The organism is Methylopila henanensis, from assembly GCF_042681025.1.
Classification (GTDB): Bacteria; Pseudomonadota; Alphaproteobacteria; order Rhizobiales; family Methylopilaceae; genus Methylopila; species Methylopila henanensis.
Window position 1 is genome coordinate 169,339 of record NZ_JBHUER010000010.1, and the last position, 21,194, is coordinate 190,532.

Here is a 21,194-nt window from a genome sequence, read left to right on the forward strand (position 1 = left end):
CGATCTTACGGCTCCAAAGTTGCATGCAATCGTGATATTTTGCATGCGCAAATGGTTGTCATGAATGCACAAAGAATGGAGCCGGGACGCGTGGGCCGCGAATGGCGGCTTGTCGCGCGGAGCCGGTTCGAAATGCAGGCGCGTTTCGCCGGCGGCGCGTCGAGCCACGCGCGCATCACGAGGGCGCCGGTCCCGGATGTGCTCGCGGCTTAGGCGCCCGCCCCGCGCCGGCGCGTTCGGAGGGCCGGCGCGCGCTGGATTTTGCGGGCGGCATCGGCCATTTCATTTGGGAGCGGAGCGGACGCGTTTCGAATCGCGCGGCCGCGCCGACCCGACAGCCTGCGAGACGAGATGAGCCTCGTTGAGTCCCCCACCCGCACCGACCAGCTCATAAGCGACCTGTCGGACGCGATCATCGCCGGCGAGTTCACCCCCGGCGAGCGGCTCGACGAACATTCGCTGGCCGAGCGGTTCGGGGTGTCGCGGACGCCGGTGCGGGAAGCGCTGCGGCAGCTCGCGACGACCGGCCTCGTCGACGTCCGGCCCCGGCGCGGCGCCGTGGTGGCGAGCCTGACGCCGGAGCGGCTCGGCGAACTGTTCGGCGCCATGGCGGAGCTCGAGGCGACCTGTTCTCGGCTCGCGGCCATCGGCATGTCGCCGGTGGAGCGGCGCAGGCTCGAGGCGCGGCACGACTCCATGGCCGCGCTGGTGGAGGCGAACGACGCCGAAGGCTTCGCCGCCGCGAACGTCGACTTCCATTCTCTGATCTACGCCGGCGCGCACAACGCGCCGCTCGCCGACATCGCGCGCGGTCTGCGCGAGCGGCTCTCGCCCTACCGCCGCGCGCAGTTCCACACCCCCGGCCGGTTGCCGCGCTCGCACGCCGAGCACGGAGCCGTGGTGACGGCGATCCTGAACGCGGACGCGGCCTCCGCCCACGCCGCGATGCTGCGCCATGTCAGCCTGGTCGAGGACTCGTTCGAACGCCTCGCCGCCACCTACGCCGCCTCCCCCCGCCGCGCCAGAAACAAGGGCTGAAAGCCCCTGGAGTTGCCCGGTCAGCGCAGGCTGTCGAGCCAGGCGCGCAGCGTGTCGCGCTCGTCCTGGGTCATCTCCGTGACGTTGCCGGGCGGCATCGAATGGGTCAGCACGGCGACCGTGCGTAGGCCCGCGGCGTGGGTCTCGATCTCGGCGAAGGTCTCGAGCTTGACGCCCTTCGGCGCGACGCCGACGCCGGGCCATGCGGGCTGTTCCGCGTGGCACATGGCGCAGCGGCTCTGGATCACGATCTCGGCGTTCTCGGCGAGCTCCGTCGTCGGGCCGGCGGAGGCCGCGGCGGCGCGGACCGGCTTGGGGCCGAAGCTCGACAGCGCCATGATCGCGAGGCCGCAGAGCGCGGTCACGCCCCAGGTCCACCACGGCGCCGGGCCGCCCTTGTGCTGGGTGTTGAAGAAGTGGCGGATCGCGACGCCCATCACGATCACCAGCGCGAGGATGATCCACGAGTAGCGGGTGGCGAAGGCGAGCGGGTAGTGGTTGCCGATCATCACGAACACGACCGGCAGCGTCAGGTAGTTGTTGTGCAGCGAGCGCTGCTTGCCCTTGGCGCCGAGCGTCGGGTCCGGCGTCTCGCCGGCCTTCAGCGCGGCGACCACCTTCCGCTGGTTCGGGATGATCACCATGAAGACGTTCGCGGCCATGATCGTGCCCATGATCGCGCCGACCTGCATGAAGGCGCCGCGGCCGGAGAACACGAACGAATAGATCAGCGCGAAGGCGACGATCATCGCGAAGCCGGCGAGCGCGAGCTTGAGGTCGCTGCGGGCGAGGTCGGATTCGCAGAAGACGTTGTAGATGAACCAGCCGAGGAACAGTCCGCCGAGGCTCGCGGCCACCGCCGTGGCCGGATTGATGTCGAGCACGGCCGGATCGATCATGTAGAGCCGCGCGCCGAGGTAATAGACGATCACGAGCAGCGCGAAGCCCGACAGCCAGGTGGCGTAGGCCTCCCATTTGAACCAGGTGACGTGCTCGGGAAGCTGCGGCGGCGCCACGAGATACTTGACCATGTGGTAGAAACCGCCGCCGTGCACCTGCCACTCGTCGCCATAGGCCTGCGGCGGCAGGCTCGCCCTCCGCTTCAGGCTGAGGTCGAGATGCACGAAGTAGAACGAGCTTCCGATCCACGCGACGCCGGCCATCACATGCGTCCAGCGCACGAAGAAGCTCAGCCATTCCCAGAAGATCACGTCCATGGGCTCAGGCTCCGAGAGGCAGGCGTCGTCACAGCGCAGATCATCGTCGTCATGCCCGGCGAAGCCGGGCGTCCACGACTTGAGCGTCGAGCGCTTCCCGCCGAAGGCGGTCGTGGACGCCCGCAAGTGCGGGCATGACGGCGGCGGGTCGGATCAGCGCTCGGCACTGGCCTGGTCCCGATCGTAGAGCTTCTCGCCCGCGACATAGGTCGCGCGCACCGCGCGGTCGTCGGCGAGGATCATCTGCACGAACAGCGCGTCGGACAGGGTCTCGACCGTGCGCATGCGCCGGCGGATCAGCGGCGTCGATTCGAGGTCGAGCACCACCACGTCCGCCTCGTAGCCGGCGGCGAGGTTGCCGATCCTGTCGTCCATCCGCAGCGCGCCGGCGCTGCCGAGCGTCGCGAGCCAGAACGCCTTGACCGGATGCAGGCTGTAGCCGCGGAGCTGCGCGACCTCGTAGGCCGCCTTCATGGTGTCGAACATCGACAGCGAGGAGCCGCCGCCGATGTCGGTCGCGAGCCCGACCCGGATCGGCGCCGCGCAGTCGCGCAGGCCCTTCATGTCGAACAGCCCTGACCCGATGAAGGCGTTGGAGGTCGGGCAGTGGGAGACGGCCGAGCCGCTCTCCGTCAGCCGCGCGATCTCGCGCTCGGTCAGATGGATGCAGTGGCCGAAGTTCGTCCCCTCCCCGATCAGCCCGAAGCTCTCATAGACGCCAAGGTAGTCCGGCGCGTCCGGATAGAGCTCGCGGACCCACGCGATCTCGGCGAGGTTCTCCGACATGTGGGTCTGCATCAGCGTGGTCGGATGCTCGCGCCACAGCGCGCCCGCGGCCTCGAGCTGCTCCGGCGTGGAGGTGATGGCGAAGCGCGGCGTCACCGCGTAGACGAGCCGCCCGCGGCCGTGCCAGGCCTCGATCAGCGCCTTCGACTGGTCGTAGCCGCTCGCGGCGGTGTCGCAGAGCGCGGCCGGCGCATGCCGGTCCATCATGTTCTTGCCCGTCGCGATCCGCATGCCGCGGGCGAGCGCGGCCTCGAACAGCGCGTCGACAGAGCCCGGATAGGTGGCGGCGAACACGCAGGCCGAGGTGATCCCGTTCGACAGGCAGCCGTCGAGATAGGCTTCGGCGCCGGCACGGGCGTACTGGTAGTCGGCGTACTTGGTCTCGGTCGGAAACGTGTACTTCTCCAGCCACTCCAGCAGTTGCTCGCCGTAGGAGCCGATGATCTCCATCTGCGGGTAATGGGCGTGGCTGTCGACGAAGCCCGCCATGATCAGCCCGCCGTCGTAGGCCTCGACCGCGACGCCGGGATGGCGCGCGAGCACCTCGGCCGCCGGCCCGACCTCGACGATCCTGCCGGCGGCGATCACCACCGCGCCGTCCTCTTCCGTCGCGATCGTCTGATCCGGCGGGACGCGGAACGGATCGTCGCGGAACGCGAGCGTGCGGCCGCGGAGGGCGAAGGTCGCAGAAGTGTTCATCAGCCGACGTCCGGCTCCGCGGTTTCCGTCGCGCCACGCGCCAGCCGCGGCGCGACGACGGTTCTTGAAGGAAGCGTCACTTCGGCAGCGAGCCTTCGACGCCCTGGACGAAGAAGTTCATCGAGAGCAGGTCCTTGTCGGAGGCCTTTTCGCCCTCCTTCAGCCAGGGCGAGCCGTCCTGCTTGTTGATCGGGCCGGTGAACGGATGCAGCTCGCCCGAGATGATCTTCGCCTTGGTGGCGTCCGCGAGCGTCCTGACGTCCTCGGGCACGGCCGGGCCGTAGGGCGCGAGCTCGACCATCTTCTCCTTGAGGCCGTCCCAGGTGTCCTTGGTCGCCCAGGTCCCGTCCATCACCGCCTTCACGCGGTCGATGTAGTAGTAGTTCCAGTCGTCGATGATCGAGGTGAGCTGCGCCTTCGGGCCGAAGGCCGCCATGTCGGAGGCCTGGCCGAAGGCGTGGATGCCGCGCTCCTCGGCGAACTTCATCGCGGCGGGGCTGTCGGTGTGCTGCATCAGCACGTCCGCGCCCTGGTCGGCGAGCGCCTTGGCGGCGTCGCTCTCCTTGCCCGGATCGAACCAGCTCGACACCCAGATCGTCTTGATCTTGATGTCCGGATTGACGGTCTTGGCGCCGAGATAGGCCGCGTTGATGCCCATCACCACTTCCGGGATCGGGAAGGAGGCGATGTAGCCGATCGTCCCGGTCTTGCTCAGCTTCGCGGAGATGATGCCGGCGATGTAGCGGCCCTCGTAGAACCGCGCGTTGTAGATCGAGACGTTCTTCGCGGTCTTGAAGCCGGTGGCGTGCTCGAACTTCACCTTGGGAAAGCGCGAGGCGACCTTAAGGGTCGGGTTCATGAAGCCGAACGAGGTGGTGAAGATCAGGTCGGCGCCGCCCTGCGCGAGCTGCGCGATCACGCGCTCGGCGTCCGGCCCCTCGGAGACGTTCTCCACGTAGGAGACCTTCACCTTGTCGCCGAACTCCTTCTCCACCGCCTTGCGGCCGACGTCGTGCTGATAGGACCAGCCGTGGTCGCCGATCGGGCCGACATAGACGAAGGCGACCTTCAGCGGGTCCGCGGCCTGCGCCGCGGCCGTCGCCCCGAGCGCCAGCGTCAGCGCCGCGCCAAGCGCGGCGAACATGCGGAAAGCGCGTTTCATCTCATGTCTCCCCAGAAAAAAAGGATGCGCAGGGCGTCGCTGCGGCGGCCTCAGCTCGTGGCGTAGAACACCTTGCCGAGGCAGGACGGCGCGTTGAGCTTCATCTTCACGCGGTCGCGCGAGATCACGACCAGGACCACGATCGTCGCGATGTAAGGCAGCATCGACAGGATCTGGGCGTCGATCTTCAGGCCGAGCGCCTGGCTGTGGAGCTGCATGATGGTGATGCCGCCGAAGAGGTAGGCGCCGCCCAGCACGCGCAGCGGCCGCCACGAGGCGAACACCACCAGCGCCAGCGCGATCCAGCCGCGGCCGGCGGTCATCTTCTCGACCCAGAGCGGGGTCTGGACCAGCGAGAGATAGGCCCCGCCGAGCCCGGCGCAGGCCCCGCCGAACATCACCGCGAGGTAGCGGATCGCGATCACGGGGTAGCCGATGCCGTGGGCGGCGTCGTGGTTCTCGCCGACCGCGCGCAGCACGAGGCCGGCGCGGGTCCTGGTCAGGAACCACGCCACGGCCGCGACGAGCGCGAAAGACAGGTAGACCAGCGCGTCCTGCCCGAAGATCAGCGGGCCGACGAAGGGGATCTCGCTCAGGACGGGGATGTCGAGCCGCGGGAACTGGGGCAGCGAGACGCCGGAATAGGCCTGCCCGATCAGCGCCGACAGGCCGAGGCCGAACAGCGTCAGCGCGAGGCCGCAGGCGACCTGGTTCGACATCAGCGTCAGCGTCAGCACGCCGAACAGCGCGGCCATGGCGGCGCCGGCGAGCGCGCCGGTCAGGATGCCGACGACGTAGCTGCCGGACGCGACCGTTCCCGCGAAGGCCGCGATCGCGCCGACGATCATCATGCCCTCCACGCCGAGGTTGAGGACGCCGGACTTCTCCGCCACCAGCTCGCCGATCGAGGCGAACACCAGCGGGGTGGCTGCGACGACGACGCCGAGCATCACGTTGAGCAGCAGGTCCATCGGCTCCGTCTCCTCACTCGGCGGGGGTCGGCGCCGCTGGCCGGGCGGCCGCGGCTGCGGGTTTGCCTGCGCGGGCGAGGCGGAAGTTCACCAGCACGTCGGTCGCGAGCAGGAAGAACAGCAGCATTCCCTGGAACACGCTCGTGGTCGCGCTCGGCAGGCTCATCTCGATCTGCGCGGTCTCGCCGCCGATGTAGGTGAGCGCCATCAGCAGCGCCGCGAACAGGATGCCGACCGGATGCAGGCGGCCGAGGAAGGCCACGATGATCGCGGTGAAGCCGTAGCCGACGGGCAGCGACGGCACGAGCTGGCCGACCGGCCCGGCGGCCTCGAACAGGCCGGCGAGGCCTGCGAGCCCGCCCGAGATCATGAAGCAGGTCCAGACGATCTTCTTCTCGGAGTAGCCGGCGAAGCGGGCGGCGCGCGGCGCCTGGCCCAGCACCTTGACCTGGAAGCCGAGCAGCATGCGCTCGAGGTAGACATAGGCCGCGACGACCGCGAACAGCCCGACGACGAAGCCCCAGTGCGCCCGCGTGTCGGGGATCAGCGCCGGCAGCAGCGCGTCATCCTGGAACAGGCGGCTCTCGGGGAAATTGAAGCCGTCGGGATCGCGCAAGGGGCCGTGGACCAGCAGGCTCAGCAGCAGCGTCGCGACATAGACCAGCATGAGCGAGACGAGGATCTCGCTGGCGTTGAACCGGGTGCGGAGAAAGGCCGGGATCGCCGCCCAGGCCATGCCGCCGAGCGCGCCCGCGAGCGCCATCGCCGGCAGCAGCAGCGGCCCGCCCTCGGGATAGGCCGCGAGCGCGACGCTGCCTCCGATGATGGCGCCGATCGTGAACTGGCCTTCCGCGCCGATGTTCCAGACGCCCGCCCGGAAGCCGATCGCGAGCCCGACGCCGATCAGCACCAGCGGCGTCGCCTTCACCAGCATCTCGGCGACGCTGTTGAAGTCGGTCAGCGGCTTGACGAAGATCAGGTACATCGCGTGCAGCGGGTCCTTGCCGAGCAGCGTGAACAGCAGGAAGCCCGCGACGAGCGTCATCAGCACCGCCAGGAACGGCGTGGCGTAGAGCATCGCCCGGTTGGGCTCCTTGCGCGGGACGAGCTTAAACACCGGCCGGCTCCGCGTTCGCGGCGTGCTTCGCCGCCTCGATCTCCTTGGCGCGGCCGCCCATGGCGAGGCCGAGCTTCTCGACCGTCAGCTCTTCGGTCGGCTGCGACGGGAACAGGTAGCCGCCGGCGATCACCGAGATGCGGGTCGAGATCGTGAACAGCTCGTCGAGGTCCTGGCTGATGATCACGACCGCCGCCCCGCTCTTGGCGAGGTCGATCAGGATGCCGTGGATCGCCGCCGCGGCGCCGGCGTCGACGCCCCATGTGGGCTGCGAGGCGATCAGCACCTTCGGGCTCTGCATGATCTCGCGGCCCATGATGAACTTCTGGAGGTTGCCGCCGGAGAGCGAGCGGGCGGCGGACTTCACGCTCGCGGTCTTCACCTTCAGGTCGTCGACCACCTTGGTCGCGAAGCGGTTGGCGTTGAAGAGGCTGATCAGGCCGCCGCGGGCGAGGTCGTTGGTCTTTCCGGCGGAGAGCAGCGTGTTCTCCCACAGCGCCATGCCTGGCACCGCGGCGTGGCCGAGCCGTTCCTCCGGCGCGAAGCACATGCCCATGGCGCGGCGCTCGCGCGGACCCGCCATTCCGATGTCGGCGCCGTCGAGCTGGATCTGGCGGCCGAACCGGCATGCGCGCTCGCCGATCAGCGCCTCCATCAGCTCGGTCTGGCCGTTGCCGGCGACGCCGGCGATGCCGAGGATCTCGCCCGCCCGCACCGCCATGGTGATGTTCTCGAGATCGACGCCGAACTGCTCCTCGCTCTCCATGAAGAGCTCCTGCACCTTCAGGCGGATCTCCCCCGGCTCCGGCAGTTCGCGCTCCGGCTTGTTCAGCGTCGCGCCGATCATCATCTCGGCGAGCGACTTCGCGGTCTCCTGCCGCGGGTCGCAGGAGCCGACCAGCTTGCCGCCCCGCAGCACCGTGGCCTTGGAGCAGAGGGCGCGGATCTCCTCGAGCTTGTGGGAGATGTAGAGGATCGAACAGCCTTCGGACGCCAGCCGCCGCAGCGTCTGGAACAGCACGGAGACCTCCTGCGGCGTCAGCACCGAGGTCGGCTCGTCCATGATCAGCAGCTTCGGCTCCGACAGCAGGCAGCGCACGATCTCGATGCGCTGCCGCTCGCCGACCGACAGCGTGCCCACCAGCCGGTCGGGATCGACCTTCAGGCCGTAGGTGGTCGAGACGTCGATGATGCGCTGGCGCAGGTCGCCGGTCTTCGCCTCCGCCGCGCTCAGGCCGAGCACGATGTTCTCGTAGACGGTGAGCGCCTCGAACAGCAGGAAATGCTGGAACACCATGCCGATGCCCTTGGCGCGGGCCTCGGACGGCTTCGAGGGCGCGAACGGCTCGCCCATGAAGCTCATCTCGCCAGAGTCCGGCTTCTGGACGCCGTAGATCATCTTGACCAGCGTCGACTTGCCGGCGCCGTTCTCCCCGAGCAGCGCGTGGATCTCGCCCTGCCCGACCTCGAACGAGACGTTTTCGTTGGCGACGACGCCCGGAAAGGTCTTAGTGATGCGGTCGAGCTTCAGGATCGGGACGCCGGTCATGGCCTCAGCTCCCCCGATAGGTCGCGTAGCCGAAGCTCTGCAGCAGCAGCGGCACGTGGAAATGCTCCTCCGCCGCGGCGACCCCGAAGCGGATCACCACGACGTCGAGAAAGGCCGGCGAGGTCGGCGACCGGCCCGACGCCGCCAGATAGGGGCCGACGTGGAAGCGCAGCTCGTAGACGCCGGCCGTGAAGGCCGCCCCTTCCAGCAACGGGCCGTCGGTCCGCCCGTCCGCGTTGGTGACGGCCTCGGCCGCCTTCTCGGCGGCGTCGCCCGCGATCCGGAACGCCTCGATCGTCACGCCGGCCGCCGGGCGGCCGCGTTCGGTGTCGAGGATATGCGTGCTGAGGCGTCCCATCGTCAGGTCGCAACCCGTGCGGCGGCCATTTGAACGATCGGTAAAATCAGGTCCCGGAAGCGAATGCGATCGAACACGCGGCCTCTCGTCGATTGTCTGGATGCGAGGCGCCCCGGCCCGCAGACGAAAGCTGCCACCAAAACGGGAAACTGCGCAATGCGTACGCAGGAATAAAAGTTCGGCGCCCCAAGGCGATCGGCGCCGCCGAAATCGGCGCCCGCCGCGCTGGCCCCGCCGCGGCTGCCGCGGCTACAACGATGTTTCCCGCCACCCCAAGGCCCGCGCGACCCCATGGACAACCCTGCCCTTACGCCCTCGTCCATGTCCGAAGCCGCGTTCGTCGCCGCTTATGGCGGGGTCTACGAACACTCGCCCTGGGTCGCGGAAGCGATCGCGGCGCAAGGGCTCACGGCCGCGGACGACGATCCCGCGCAGCTCGCCGCGCGCATGGCGGCCCTCGTCGAAGCCGCCGGCCGCGACCGCCAGCTCGCGCTGCTGCGGTTGCATCCGGAGCTCGTCGGCAAGCTCGGGGTCGGCGAGCGGCTGACGCCGGAATCGCAGCGCGAGCAGGCCTCCGCCCGGCTCGGGGAGTGCACGCCGGACGAGTTCGCCCGCTTTCACGCTCTCAACGACGCCTACAGCGCCCGCTTCGGCTTCCCCTTCATCGTCGCCGTCACCGGGCTGACGCGGAGCGACATCCTCGCCGTGTTCGAGGCGCGCGTCGCCAACGCGCCGGAGGCCGAGTTCCGCACCGCGCTCGATCAGGTGCACCGTATCGCGGGCCTGCGGCTGGAGGCTCTCGCCAAGGCCTGACCGATCGGTCAAATCTGGCATGCGGTTTGCCACGGCCGTTTGCAGGCGGCCGACAAGCGCCGGGGGAGCTCAAGGTTTGGACATCAACACCATCACCGACGTGGTGACGCGCCCCGACCGGAGCGCGCTCGCCGGCTGGCGCGCCGGCGACGCCTGGCTCGGCGGCGGCACTTGGCTCTATTCGGAGCCCCAGCCCGGCCTCGACCGGCTGATCGATCTCGCCGGCTTCGGCTGGGCGCCGATCGAGCTGACCGAGGACGCGCTGACGGTCGCGGCGACCTGCACGATCCGCGCGCTCCACGATTTCGCGGCGCCGGCGGACTGGGCGTCCGCGCGGCTGATTCCGCAGTGCTGCGGCGCGCTGCTGGGCTCGTTCAAGATCTGGAACATGGCGACGGTCGGCGGCAACATGTGCCTCGCGCTTCCCGCGGGACCGATGACCTCGCTCGCCGCCGCGACCGACGCCACCTGCCTGATCTGGACGCCGGAGGGGGATGAGCGCCGCGTCAAGGCGGCCGACTTCGTCACCGGCGACCGCACGAACGCGCTCCGGCCGGGCGAACTGCTGCGGGCGATCGCCTTTCCCGTCGCGAGCTTCCGGGCGCGGTCTGCCTTCCGGCAGATCTCGCTCACGCCGCGCGGACGCTCGGCCGCGCTGCTGATCGGACTGCGTGACGGCCGAGGCGGGCTCGCGCTGACGATCACCGCCTCGACCCGGCGGCCGGTGCGGCTCGTCTTCGCGGAGAGGCCGGACGCGGACGCCCTCGCCGGGGCGATCCAGAGCGCGGTCCCGCCCGCGCTCTGGCACGACGACGTCCACGGCCGCCCCGACTGGCGCCGGGCGCTGACCTTCCACCTCGCCGAAGACATCCGGGCCGAACTCGCGGCATGAGCTTCACCGTCAACGGACAACACCTCGACGCGGTGCCCCGTCCGGGCCAGTGCCTGCGCACCTACCTGCGCGAGCAGGGCTTCTTCGGCGTCAAGAAGGGCTGCGACGCGGGCGACTGCGGCGCCTGCACCGTGCATGTGGACGACGCGCCGGTGCACAGCTGCATCTTCCCCGCCCACCGGGCCGAAGGGCGCGCCGTCACTACGATCGAGGGCCTCGCCTCCTCCGACGGCGCGCTGTCGCCGACGCAGGAGCGCTTCGTCGCGGCGCAGGGCTTCCAGTGCGGCTTCTGCACCGCCGGCATGATCATGACCGCGTCGCGGCTGACCCCCGCGCAGCTCGACGATCTCCCCGGCGCGCTCAAGGGCAATCTCTGCCGCTGCACCGGCTACCGCGCGATCGAGGACGCGGTGCGCGGCGTCGCCCATGTGGAGGCCCCTCCCCCCGGCGCCGCGCCCGGCCGCAACGCGCCGGCCCCGGCGAGCCGGCGGATCGTGACCGGATCGGAGCCCTACACCTTTGACCTCGCGATGGAGGGCATGCTGCACATGAAGCTGCTGCGCTCCCCGCACCCGCACGCGCGAATCCTGTCGATCGACGCGTCGGAGGCCCTGGCCGTGCCCGGCGTGCGGCTGGTCCTGACCCACGAGGACGCGCCGGCGACGCTGATGTCGACCGGGCTGCACGAGCTCGACGCCGACGATCCGGCCGACATGCGCGTGCTCGACGACGTCGTGCGTTTCGTCGGCCAGCGGGTCGCGGCGGTGGTCGCGGACAGCGAGGCCGCGGCGGAGGCCGGCTGCCGCGCGATCCGCGTGACCTACGAGCTCTTGGCCCCCGTGTTCGACGCCGAGGCCGCGCTGCGCCCCGGCGCGCCGCTCGTCCATGACCGCCCCGGCCGCACGGACAACGTGGTCGCCGAGGTGCACGGCGACCTCGGCGACGCCGACGCCGGCTTCGCGGCGGCCACGGCGATCTATGAGGGCGTGTTCGAGAGCCACCGCATCCAGCACGTCCATCTTGAGACCCACGGCTCGCTGGCCTGGATCGGCGCGGACGGGCGGCTGAACGTGCGCACCAGCAGCCAAGTGCCGTTCCTCGCGCGCCGGCGCCTCGCATCCGTGCTCGGCCTGCCCGAGTCGCAGGTGCGGGTGATGTGCGCTCGCGTCGGCGGCGGTTTCGGCGGCAAGCAGGAGCTGCTGACCGAGGACGTCGTCGCGCTGGCGGCGCTGAAGCTCAACCGGCCGGTGAAGCTCGAATTCACGCGCGAGGAACAGTTCACCGGCGCGACCGTCCGGCATCCCATGCGGGTGCGGGTGAAGCTCGGCGCCGCCGCGGACGGCGCGCTGACCGCGATCGAGATGGAGGTGCTGTCGAACACGGGCGCCTATGGCAATCACGGCGTCGGCGTGTTTTTCCACGGCTGCAACGAGAGCGTGGCGCTCTACCGCTGCGCCGCCAAGCGCGTCGAAGGCCACGTGGTCTACGCCAATGTCGTGCCGTCGGGCGCCTTCCGCGGCTACGGCCTGAGCCAGACCAACTTCGCGATCGAGTCCGCTATGGACGAGCTGGCGCGCACGCTCGGGATCAGCCCCTACGAGATGCGCCGCATCAACGCGATCCGGCCGGGCGACGCCATGGTCGCCTTCGACGACCACCCGCACGACGTCGAATACGGCTCCTACGGCCTCGACCAGTGCCTCGACCTCGTCGAGGCGGCGATGGCGGAGGACCGCGGCGCGGCCGGCGCGCCGTCGCCCGACTGGCTGGTGGGCGAAGGCATGGCGATCGGCATGCTCGACACGATTCCGCCGCGCGGCCACTACGCCAACGCCGAAGCGCGGCTGACGGCGGCCGGCGCCTACGAGCTCGCGGTGGGCACCGCCGAGTTCGGCAACGGCTCGACCACCGTGCACGCGCAGCTCGCGGCCGCGGCGCTCAACACCACGCCCGACCGGATCGCGATCGTGCAGTCCGACACCGACACCTCGGGTTATGACACCGGCGCGTTCGGATCGACCGGAACGGTCGTCGCCGGCAAGGCCGCGCACATCGCCGCGATCGGGCTGCGCGCGGCGATCCAGAACGTCGCGGCGGAGCGTCTCGGCGTGACGCCGGAAGGATGTGAGCTTGTCGAGGACGGGGTGGCGGCCGGCAACGCCCGGCTGTCGCTGTCCGAGATCGGGTCGCCGGGCGGGCTGTCAGCCACTGGCTTTTCAGATGGCAGCCCGCGATCCGTGGCCTTCAACGTCCAGGCGTTCCGGGTCGCGGTGCACCGCGTCACGGGCGCGATCCGCATCCTGCGGAGCGTCCACGGCGCGGACGCTGGCGTGGTGATCAATCCGTTGCAGTGCCGCGGACAGGTCGAGGGCGGGGTCGCGCAGGCGGTCGGCGCCGCCCTCTACGAGCATGTGGACATCGGCCCTGGCGGAGAGGTCGTCACGCGCACATTGCGCAACTACCACATCCCCGCCTTCGCCGACGCGCCGCGCACCGAGGTGCTGTTCGCCGACACAAGCGACGCGCTTGGGCCGCTTGGCGCGAAGTCGATGAGCGAAAGCCCGTTCAACCCCGTCGCGGCGGCCCTCGCCAACGCGGTGAGGGACGCGACCGGCGAGCGGTTCTGCGCCCTGCCGCTGGCGGCCGACCGGATTTTTGATCGGCTGTCGCGGCAGGACGGAGAAGCTTAACCCGCGCGGTGGTCCGCGGTGGTCTTCTGCTCGAAGCAGCGCTGCACGATGCCGCTGCGGGCGTAACCGGTCACTCCGTAGGAATCGGCCACCGCGTTGCACGCCGCGATGTTGCGCTGCTGGGTCGAAAGGCTGTCGGTCGCCGCGAAAGCCGGGGCCGCGAAGGGGATCGCCGTTAAAGCGAGGATGAGTGCTGTCTTGCGCATTGCGCTTCTCCTAATCGTCTTGTGAGACGTTCGGCTGCACAATGCGCGGAGGCGCGGGGTGGTTCCCCTCTGAGACCGCAGAGGCGGCATGGAAGGCGCGCGTCCGGCGCATGGCGCGCCGGGCTTGCGGCTCAGCCCACGGGCGCGGCGGGGAACACGCCGGACATGGTGACGAAGCCCGGCGTGCGGCGGAATCGCTCCGACCAGCGACGGATGGCCGGGTAGTCCCTGCGGTCGACGCCGCCCTCCTCCGACAGCATGACGGCCGGGAACGGCGCGAGGTCGGCGAGCGTCGGGTGGGGACCGTCGATCAGCCAGTCCTGCCCGGCCTGCTCCTGGAACCAGAGATGCTCGTCCATCTGGCGCATCAGCCGGTGCGCGCGCTCCTGCGCCAGCGGCAGGTCGGCGTCGACGAACATCGCGAGATGGCGCCGGGCGAGGCCGGAACTGTCCTCCAGTTCGCGCCCCACGGCCATCCACTGCGCGATCGCGCCGGCCCGCGCCGGATTCTGCGGCAGCCAGCGACGGCTTTCGTCGTAGGTCGCCGCGAGATGGATCAGGATCGCCTGCCAGTCCCAGAGCGCGAGGCCTCCGTCCTCCAGCACCGGCACGCGGCCGAGCGGGCTCAGCCGCCGGAACGCCGGCGCCTCGTTGGCCGCGCCGGGATAGACGTCGACGGGCCGCGACTCATGCGCCAGGCCGAGGAACCCCAGCATCAGCCGCGCCGCATAGGCCTCGGACGAGAGTTCGTAATCGTGGAGGATCAGCACGGGCGGCTCCGCCAGTCAGGACGTCGCGTCGAATGAGCGGGCATCTCAGAGGTCCAGCACGAGGCGCGGGGTGAGCGAGCGCGAGGTGCAGGGCGTCATGCAGGTGTCGCTGGCGCGCTCGGCCTTGGAGAGGAACACGTCTTGATGATCCGGTTTGCCCTCGAGCACCGTGGTGATGCACGTGCCGCAGGCGCCCTGCTCGCAGGAGGTCGGAACCGAGACGCCGTGCTCGCGCAGGACGTCGGTGATGGTGCGCCCTGCGGGGATCGCGACCGTGATCGCCGAACGCGCCAGCGCCACCTCGAAAGACGTGCTGTCGTCGACCGCCTTGGCGTTGCCGAAATGCTCGAAATGCACCGCGGAATCCGGCCAGCCGGCCTGCTCAGCGCGCGCGACCGCGGCCTCGATCATCGGCGCCGGCCCGCAGACATAGACATGCGCGTCGTCGGCGCGGTTGGCGAGGATGGAGGCGATACGGTCGCCCGTCGAGGCCGGATCGAGCGCTATGTGCATCTGCACGGACGCGCCCAGCCCGCCGAGATCGTCCGCGAAGGGAGCGTGCTCGGCGGAACGCGCGAACAGGTGCAGCTCGAACGGCCGCCCCGACGCCGCCAGCGCCTTCGCCATGGCGAGCAGCGGCGTGACGCCGATGCCGCCCGCGAGCAGCACATGACGGCCGCCGCCGCGCGCGAGGCGGAAATTGTCGTGCGGCGGGCTTACGGCCAGCAGGTCGCCCTCGCGCACCGCGTCATGGACCGCCGCCGAGCCGCCGAGGGATTGCGGCTCGCGCTTCACGGCGACGACATAGGCGTCGCGCTCGGCCGGGCCGTTGGTCAGCGAATACTGCCGCACCAGACCGTTCGGCAGATGCAGGTCCACATGCGCGCCGGGCGCTGGGGGCGGCAGCGCGCCGGAGACCGGCTCCAGCCGCAGCGCGACGACGTCGGCCGCCACCCGCCATTTGCGCGCGACCCGCACCCGGATGGCCTCGCCGCTTGCGGCGCGCTCGCCGCCTGCGACGGTCGTGACCCGAGGCGAAAGCGGGATCTCGGCCTCTTCGACCGCGGCTGCCGCGTCGGGCTCCCGCGCGTCGGCGGCCTCCGCCTCCTCGCGCAAAGCGGTCAGCGCGGCGTTGTGCGCCTTGAGCGTCGCGACGCGCTCCGCCTCCGCGACGTCGCCGAGCAGAAGGCCGCGGATCACGCAGGCGCGCGCGGCGGTCGGCTGCACGAAGAACGCCGCGGTCTCCACCTCGCTGTCCCGTCGCCAGGACGCGCGCAGGGCGAACGCGCCGTCGGGCCGCAGATCGGTCGCCGGCTCCACGGCCTCGGCGCCGAGACGCGCGGCGTAGCTCCGGAGCGCCTCGACGACGCGCGACGCCGGCGCCGCGACCGGCATCGGCCGCAGCGCGAGAGGCTCAGCCGTTTCGAGCTCCGGGATGACCGGCGGTTCGGCCAGCGGCTCGATCGCGGACCAGATCAGCCCGTAGCGCTCGACCGAGCGGTAGACCCGGTTGCGGATCGTCCGCGCCGGGGCGTTGGCGGGATGCGCCGGGATGTAGAGGCAGCTCGCGTCGCCATTGGCGTAGCGCCAGCCGTGGTACTGGCACTTGAGCTCGGAGCCGAGATTGAGCCCGATCGACAGCCGCACCCCGCGGTGCAGGCAGCGGTTCTCCCAAACGTTGACCGCGCCGTCGTCGGCGCGCCAGACCGCGAATTCGAGCCCGAGAAGCTGTCCCTGGTAGACATGGCGGAAGGGAAGATCCCCGCTCGAGGCGACCGGGAACCAGAGCGCGCGAAGATCCTGCTGCATGATCGATCCGCTCACCCGCGCGCCGGGATGACGCCGTAGCCGACGCCCTTGGCCGAGAGCCAGCGCCGGTAGGCGATCGCGGACTTGTCGGCGCGGATCGGCGTCTCGGCCCGCGGGTCGAGCGGCAGCCGCTTCGGCACCTGGTTCTCGAGGATCGGCTTGTCCTGCGCGAAGATGGTCTGCTGGAAGTTGCGGAGATCGGCGTCGCTGCTGACGTCGTCGATCAGCGACAGCAGCATGTGCGCCCTGACCTGCTCCTCGCCGACCGGCTGCAGGAACAGCGCGATCACGTCCTGCCGTCCCGGCGCGGCCGGGCTGGACTTGTAGAGCACCGAGCAGAACGGATGCGGCACCCGGTAGACATACTCGACCTCGATGCCAGCCTTGGCGCTTGCGGCCGCCATCGGCTGGTAGAACAGGCAGCCGGTCGCCAGCACCTCGTCGCGCTCGGCCGAGACCTCGACGTCGTAGTCCTTCACTTCGGTGTGCGGCTCCTCGCCGAGGATGCCGGTGTGCACGAAGGGGAAGTGGCCCATGTCGAGGAAATTCTCGATCGCGCGCGGCGCCGAGACCCTGACGCCGATGGTGGCGCCGTGCAGGTTGCGGCGGTCGGGCTCGGCGAACTCCGGCAGCGGGAACAGGTCGCCCTCGGGCGCGCCGACGCTGGCCCAGACATAGCCGTAGCGCTCGATCGTGGGCATCGCCGCCCCGTCCGCGCGCCGCGCGACCGCGGCGCCGTCTTCGCGCGCGACGGTGATCGGCTCGCCGAACAGGACCGTGGCGACCCTGCGGCTCGCGGCGATCTCGTCGAGCGAGGACACCACCTGCCAGGCGTTCCGTTCGGCGGCGGACAGTGAAGAGGATTCGGTCATTGCGATCTTATCCAGATGCGTCGCGGAAGCCGGCTCAGGCCGGGATCGCGCCATAAGTGACGCCGAGTTCGCTCAGCCAGCGGCGGTAGGCGATCGAGGACTTGTCGGCGCGGATCGGCGTCTCGGCCCGCGGGTCGAGCGGCAGCCGCTTCGGGACATGGTTCTCGAGGATCGGCTTGTCCTGCGCGAAGATGAGCTGCATGAACGCCCGCACTCCGGCGGCCGTCAGCCCGTCCTCGACATAGGCGAGCAGCGAGTGCGCGACGCAGCGCTCCTCGTCCACCGGCTGCACGAACAGCGCGATGAAGTCGCGCCGGTCGGGCTGCTTCGGGTTGGTCTTGTAGAGCCCGACCGTGAACGGCCGGAACACCCGGTAGGCGTAGTCCGCCATGATGCCGCCGGACGCGCTCGGCGAGGCGACCGGCTGGAAGAAGCGGCAGTTCGTGACGAGGATGCCGCCGTCTTCGGCGCGCGCGACGTCGTAGTTCTCGACCTCGGTGTGGGCTTCGTCACCGAGAATGTCGGTGTGCACGAAGGGCAGATGGCCGAGATCGAGGAAGTTCTCGACCGCCCGAAGCCCGGAGACGCCGACGCCGATCGAGCCGCCGGTCACGACCAGGCGGTCGCTTTCCCGCGCCTCGGGGATGTCGACCACGTCCCGAGCCGGACGGCCGACGGAGGCGAACACCAGCCCGTAGCGTTCCACCGAGGGCAAGACCGCGCCGGTCGCGGAGAGGCTGACCCTCGCCCGTCCGTCGACGTCGAGGGAAATCTGCAGCGCTGCGCCGAAGAGCTTCGTTCGATACAGTTGGCCGAACTTCAGCCAGGACCGATCCACAACGACGTGCCAATCATCGACCAGCGCCCTGTCGGGAGCGCGTCCGGTCATTTGAAAGCTCGCGTTCTTGTACTGGCGAGGACTTAGCCGGCGCGCGCGAACTTTGCCAAGCACATAATTGCGGCCAGTTCTGCATTCTTTTTAATCGTGGCGAGAGATTGATCGAAAGGCGCGGCGTCCGCTAGCGTAACGAACGCGCATGTCCGCGAGGAAGCGCAGCCGCCCGCCGCGGCGGCTTCAACTCCTGTCATCGGACATCCGAGATGCGCTCCTTCGATCCAAAAGTCCTCGACCGCCGCCAGATGCTCGCCGGCCTCGGCGCCGCGGGCGCAGGCCTCGCCGCCGCGTCGCTCGCCGGCTCGCCCGCCCGCGCGGCGGCGCCGCTCAAGATCGCCGTCGCCTATGTGTCCCCGATCTCCGACATCGGCTGGACCAAGCAGCATTCGCTCGGCGTCGAGGCGATCAAATCGACCTTCGGCGACAAGGTCACCGTGACCGTGCTCGAGAACATCGCGAATCCGCAGGACGCGGACCGCACCTTCCGCGACCTCGCCGCCGGCGGCCACCAGCTCATCTTCGGCACCAGCTTCTCGCACGGCACGCCCTTGCAGAAGGTCGCGCGCCAGTTCCCCAAGGTGAAGTTCGAGCACTGCTCCGGCATCGTGCACCTGCCGAATCTTGGCACCTTCGAGGCCAAGTACTACGAGGGCACCTATCTCGCCGGCGTCGCCGCGGGCAAGATGTCGAAGACCGGCAAGATCGGCTTCGTCGGCGGCTTCCCGATCCCGGACATCGTGGGCCCCGCCAACGCGCTGCTGCTCGGCGCGCAGAGCGTCAATCCGGCAGCGACCTGCTCGACGATCTTCCTCAACTCCTGGTTCGACCCCGGCAAGGAGAAGGACGCGGCCGCCGCGCTGATCGCGCAGGGCTGCGACGTGATCTGCGGCATGACCGACACGCCGTCGAGCGTGCAGGCGGCGGAATCCGCCGGCGTCTGGGGCATCGGCTACGCCAGCGACATGTCGAAATTCGCGCCGACCAAGCACCTCACCGCCTTCACGCTCGACTGGACCAGCGAATATGTCGGCGCGACGCGCAAGGTGCTGGAGGGAACCTGGACCTCGGAGGAGCGCTGGGACGGCCTCAAGGAGGGCGTCGTGAAGATGTCGCCCTACAACGCGGCGATCCCGGACGACGTGAAGGCCATGCTCGCCGCCAAGGAGGAAGAGATCAAGGCCGGGACGCTCCACCCCTTCGGCGGCGAGATCAAGGACCAGAAGGGCGAGACCCGCGTCGCCGCGGGCGGCGTGCTCGACGCCAAGGGCATCCGCAGCATCAACTGGTTCGTGAAGGGCATGACCGGCAATCTCGGCTGACGCTTTCGGGCGGCCAAGGGGCGACCGAGGCCGCCTCGCCGTCATGCCCGCGCTTTTGCGCGGGTATCCAGGACTTGGGCGTCGAGCGCCGGCGCTGGCAGGAAGTCGTGGATGCCCGCAAAGGCGGGCATGACGGTCGATCCGATCCGAAGTCCTGGCGGCCTCTCCTCGCCGCGAGCGCTCAGTCCCGCGCCAGCGCGCCGCCGAGGGCGACGGCGGTGATGGTGTCGAGCGCGCTGTCGTAGTCGGCGGGCTCGAGCTTGGCTTTGCCGAGCAGGATCTGCATCTGCGCCGCGAAATCGGCGTAGGCCTGGGTCGAGGCCCACAGCATGAAGATCAGGAAGGTCGGGTTCACCGCAGGGCTGATCCGGCCTTCCTCGATCCAGCGCGCGATCAGGGCCGCCTTCTCCTCGAGCAGCGGGCGCGTGGCCGCGGCGATCTGGTCGCCGATGTGCGGCGCGCCGCTGATGATCTCGTTCGCGAAGATGCGCGAGAGCTGCGGCCGCGCGCGCGAAAACTCCATCTTCCTGCGCAGATAGAGCCGGATGCAGTCCTCCGGCGACTTGTCCTCGTCGATCAGCCGCAGCGTGTCGGCCCAGACCTTCAGGATGCCGTTGAGCAGCGCCCGGTAGAGCGCCTCCTTGCTGCGGTGGTAGTAGTAGATGTTGGACTTCGTCACGCCCGCCCGCTCGGCGATCATCGCCGTGGTGGCGCCGCGGAAGCCGTATTGCGCGAAGACCTGCTCGGCGGCGTCGAGGATCTTGGCCTCGGCGTTGGTAGCCCTCTCGCGCCCGCCCGCCTCGGCCGGCTCCTCGCCGTGATCGCGTCCGGGCCTCGCCTGATCCAACTGCGCCTCGACCTCTCGAAACGGCGGCGTCGCCGTCGAGGGCCTCCATACCCCATGCGGCCGGCCCGGCGCCAGTGCGTCCGTCCGGTCACGAAAAAACGGCCGGCGCGTGGAAAGCGCCGGCCGCCAGTTCGGGAGGAAGCGATAAGGGTCAGGACGCCCGGATCAGAAGCGCACCACCGCGAGCGCCTGGAACGCGCTCTCGTCGACGTCCTTGACGCCGAGCTTGTTGATCCAGAACTGGTATTCGGTGCCGAGGAAGAACACGTCCTTCTTGCCGGTGAAGGCGTAGCCCGCGTCCCAGCGAAGCTGCGGCTGGCCGAGGATCCAGTCGCTCTGCTTGGTGCCGAAAGTCTTGTTTCGCGAGTTGGCCGTGTATTCGACGTGGCCTTCGAAGCTGAAGAACTGGCCGGCGAGCTCGAACGGAGCGACGAACGACCAGTCCGCCTGCCAGCCGTCCTTCTGCTCGGACGGGGCATCGCTGTTATCGATCACGGCGGTGAACTGGGTGCGGAAGTGCACGAAGCCGGGCACCTTCCAGTCGACATAGACGCCCGGCAGATAGCCGAGATAGTTCGAATCCGCGCCGGCGTTCACGCCGGCGACCACGCCGACATCCTTGATCGGCCCGCCATACTGCATGCCGAGCAGCTTGGCGGAGCTGAAATAAGCGTAGAACTCGCCGTAGAATTCCTTGTCGTTGAAGTTGGAGACGTCGGTGCGGCGGTCGTCGAGATAGTCGACGAAGAAGAACACGTCGCCGAACACCCAGCTCGAGGCGTGCTGAAGCGTGACGATCGGCGTCCAGCTCTTGGTGTCGTTGAACGGGTTGTCGAGCTTGCCGAGCTGGAACTGGATCTCGGTGACGCTGAACGAGAACGGCGCAGGCGCCGCGGGCGCGGCCGGGTCAGCGAGATCGGCGGCGGAGGCGGCCGTGGCGCCGAACGCGAGCGCCGCCGCGGTCACAAGGCCAGCGCTCCAGCTCCGGCAGGTATTCAAGGCAGACGTCATTGTTAAGCGCCCCCGATCTGGTCGCAGATTCATGATTTCGCGCAGCATTCATGCGCGAATCTGTGTTTCGGATACATCAATCCCCGATGCGAAACGAAAGGTCACACGCCCTGACCGAACGGTCAATATGACTGGATTGCGGCTTCGCGTGTAATCCATAAGTGTAACCGGAC

At 69.5% G+C, this 21,194-nt stretch carries 19 protein-coding genes; 5 read left to right on the plus strand and 14 right to left on the minus strand.

All coding sequences use genetic code 11. The features are described 5' to 3' along the window. Window positions 1-351: 351 nt before the first annotated feature. The gene (locus ACFSCV_RS13890; RefSeq protein WP_271198975.1) at window positions 352-1,038 is read left to right on the plus strand and encodes a GntR family transcriptional regulator; all 687 of its coding nucleotides are present in this window, start codon (window positions 352-354) and stop codon (window positions 1,036-1,038) included. Window positions 1,039-1,058: 20 nt separating this feature from the next. Here ACFSCV_RS13890 and ACFSCV_RS13895 read toward each other — a convergent pair whose 3' ends face one another. From ACFSCV_RS13895 to uraH, 7 genes are all read right to left on the minus strand, one after another. Next, window positions 1,059-2,255: a urate hydroxylase PuuD gene (locus ACFSCV_RS13895; RefSeq protein WP_378800172.1), complete on the minus strand. Its 1,197-nt coding sequence runs from the start codon at window positions 2,253-2,255 to the stop codon at window positions 1,059-1,061. 153 nt (window positions 2,256-2,408) lie between these two features. Further along, the gene (guaD, locus tag ACFSCV_RS13900; protein ID WP_378800173.1) at window positions 2,409-3,740 is read right to left on the minus strand and encodes a guanine deaminase; all 1,332 of its coding nucleotides are present in this window, start codon (window positions 3,738-3,740) and stop codon (window positions 2,409-2,411) included. A 76-nt stretch (window positions 3,741-3,816) separates the two neighbouring features. Continuing rightward, window positions 3,817-4,902, minus strand: coding sequence for a BMP family ABC transporter substrate-binding protein (locus ACFSCV_RS13905; RefSeq protein ID WP_378800174.1), 1,086 nt, complete (start codon window positions 4,900-4,902; stop codon window positions 3,817-3,819). A 50-nt stretch (window positions 4,903-4,952) separates the two neighbouring features. After that, window positions 4,953-5,873, minus strand: a complete 921-nt coding sequence (locus ACFSCV_RS13910; RefSeq protein ID WP_378800175.1) for an ABC transporter permease — start codon at window positions 5,871-5,873, stop codon at window positions 4,953-4,955. Window positions 5,874-5,886: 13 nt separating this feature from the next. Continuing rightward, complete coding sequence (locus tag ACFSCV_RS13915) at window positions 5,887-6,990, minus strand: ABC transporter permease (RefSeq protein WP_378800176.1); 1,104 nt, start codon at window positions 6,988-6,990, stop codon at window positions 5,887-5,889. Then, window positions 6,983-8,539, minus strand: a complete 1,557-nt coding sequence (locus ACFSCV_RS13920) for an ABC transporter ATP-binding protein (RefSeq protein ID WP_378800177.1) — start codon at window positions 8,537-8,539, stop codon at window positions 6,983-6,985. Before ACFSCV_RS13920 ends, ACFSCV_RS13915 begins: the two co-directional genes overlap by 8 nt. A 4-nt stretch (window positions 8,540-8,543) precedes the next feature. Next, a complete protein-coding gene (gene uraH / locus ACFSCV_RS13925; RefSeq protein ID WP_378800178.1) occupies window positions 8,544-8,897 on the minus strand; it encodes a hydroxyisourate hydrolase in 354 nt (117 codons plus the stop codon). A gap of 321 nt (window positions 8,898-9,218) precedes the next feature. Between uraH and uraD the strand changes: the two genes are divergently transcribed. The 3 genes from uraD to ACFSCV_RS13940 all read left to right on the plus strand — a co-directional run bounded on the left by uraD (window position 9,219) and on the right by ACFSCV_RS13940 (window position 13,292). Next, entirely contained in the window at window positions 9,219-9,710 is a 492-nt protein-coding gene (gene uraD, locus ACFSCV_RS13930) for a 2-oxo-4-hydroxy-4-carboxy-5-ureidoimidazoline decarboxylase (protein WP_378800179.1), read from the plus strand. Between the two features lie 76 nt (window positions 9,711-9,786). Next, window positions 9,787-10,602, plus strand: coding sequence for an FAD binding domain-containing protein (locus tag ACFSCV_RS13935; RefSeq protein WP_378800180.1), 816 nt, complete (start codon window positions 9,787-9,789; stop codon window positions 10,600-10,602). Beyond that, complete coding sequence (locus ACFSCV_RS13940) at window positions 10,599-13,292, plus strand: molybdopterin-dependent oxidoreductase (protein ID WP_378800181.1); 2,694 nt, start codon at window positions 10,599-10,601, stop codon at window positions 13,290-13,292. The genes ACFSCV_RS13935 and ACFSCV_RS13940 overlap by 4 nt, the downstream gene beginning before the upstream one ends. On the opposite strand, the gene ACFSCV_RS13945 is transcribed toward ACFSCV_RS13940, so the two are convergent. The 5 genes from ACFSCV_RS13945 to ACFSCV_RS13965 form a co-directional block, all read right to left on the minus strand. Beyond that, the gene (locus ACFSCV_RS13945) at window positions 13,289-13,498 is read right to left on the minus strand and encodes a hypothetical protein (RefSeq protein ID WP_378800182.1); all 210 of its coding nucleotides are present in this window, start codon (window positions 13,496-13,498) and stop codon (window positions 13,289-13,291) included. The two genes, ACFSCV_RS13940 and ACFSCV_RS13945, sit on opposite strands and share 4 nt — an antisense overlap. A 131-nt stretch (window positions 13,499-13,629) precedes the next feature. After that, a complete protein-coding gene (locus ACFSCV_RS13950; protein WP_378800183.1) occupies window positions 13,630-14,268 on the minus strand; it encodes a glutathione S-transferase family protein in 639 nt (212 codons plus the stop codon). A 45-nt stretch (window positions 14,269-14,313) separates the two neighbouring features. Continuing rightward, on the minus strand, window positions 14,314-16,077 hold the full coding sequence (locus ACFSCV_RS13955; RefSeq protein ID WP_378800184.1) for a Rieske 2Fe-2S domain-containing protein: 1,764 nt from the start codon (window positions 16,075-16,077) through the stop codon (window positions 14,314-14,316). Window positions 16,078-16,088: 11 nt separating this feature from the next. Further along, the gene (locus ACFSCV_RS13960) at window positions 16,089-16,949 is read right to left on the minus strand and encodes an aromatic ring-hydroxylating dioxygenase subunit alpha (RefSeq protein ID WP_378800185.1); all 861 of its coding nucleotides are present in this window, start codon (window positions 16,947-16,949) and stop codon (window positions 16,089-16,091) included. Between the two features lie 34 nt (window positions 16,950-16,983). After that, window positions 16,984-17,838 carry an aromatic ring-hydroxylating dioxygenase subunit alpha gene (locus ACFSCV_RS13965; RefSeq protein ID WP_378800186.1) on the minus strand — a complete coding sequence of 285 codons (855 nt, stop codon included), beginning with the start codon at window positions 17,836-17,838 and terminating at the stop codon, window positions 16,984-16,986. Window positions 17,839-18,050: 212 nt separating this feature from the next. Here ACFSCV_RS13965 and ACFSCV_RS13970 point away from each other — a divergent pair, with 212 nt between their 5' ends. After that, window positions 18,051-19,163, plus strand: a complete 1,113-nt coding sequence (locus ACFSCV_RS13970) for a BMP family ABC transporter substrate-binding protein (protein WP_378800187.1) — start codon at window positions 18,051-18,053, stop codon at window positions 19,161-19,163. A gap of 181 nt (window positions 19,164-19,344) precedes the next feature. On the opposite strand, the gene ACFSCV_RS13975 is transcribed toward ACFSCV_RS13970, so the two are convergent. Together ACFSCV_RS13975 and ACFSCV_RS13980 are read right to left on the minus strand one after the other, a co-directional pair. Next, on the minus strand, window positions 19,345-20,010 hold the full coding sequence (locus tag ACFSCV_RS13975; protein WP_378800188.1) for a TetR family transcriptional regulator C-terminal domain-containing protein: 666 nt from the start codon (window positions 20,008-20,010) through the stop codon (window positions 19,345-19,347). A gap of 165 nt (window positions 20,011-20,175) precedes the next feature. Further along, window positions 20,176-20,976 carry a hypothetical protein gene (locus tag ACFSCV_RS13980; protein ID WP_378800189.1) on the minus strand — a complete coding sequence of 267 codons (801 nt, stop codon included), beginning with the start codon at window positions 20,974-20,976 and terminating at the stop codon, window positions 20,176-20,178. Window positions 20,977-21,194: the final 218 nt, after the last annotated feature.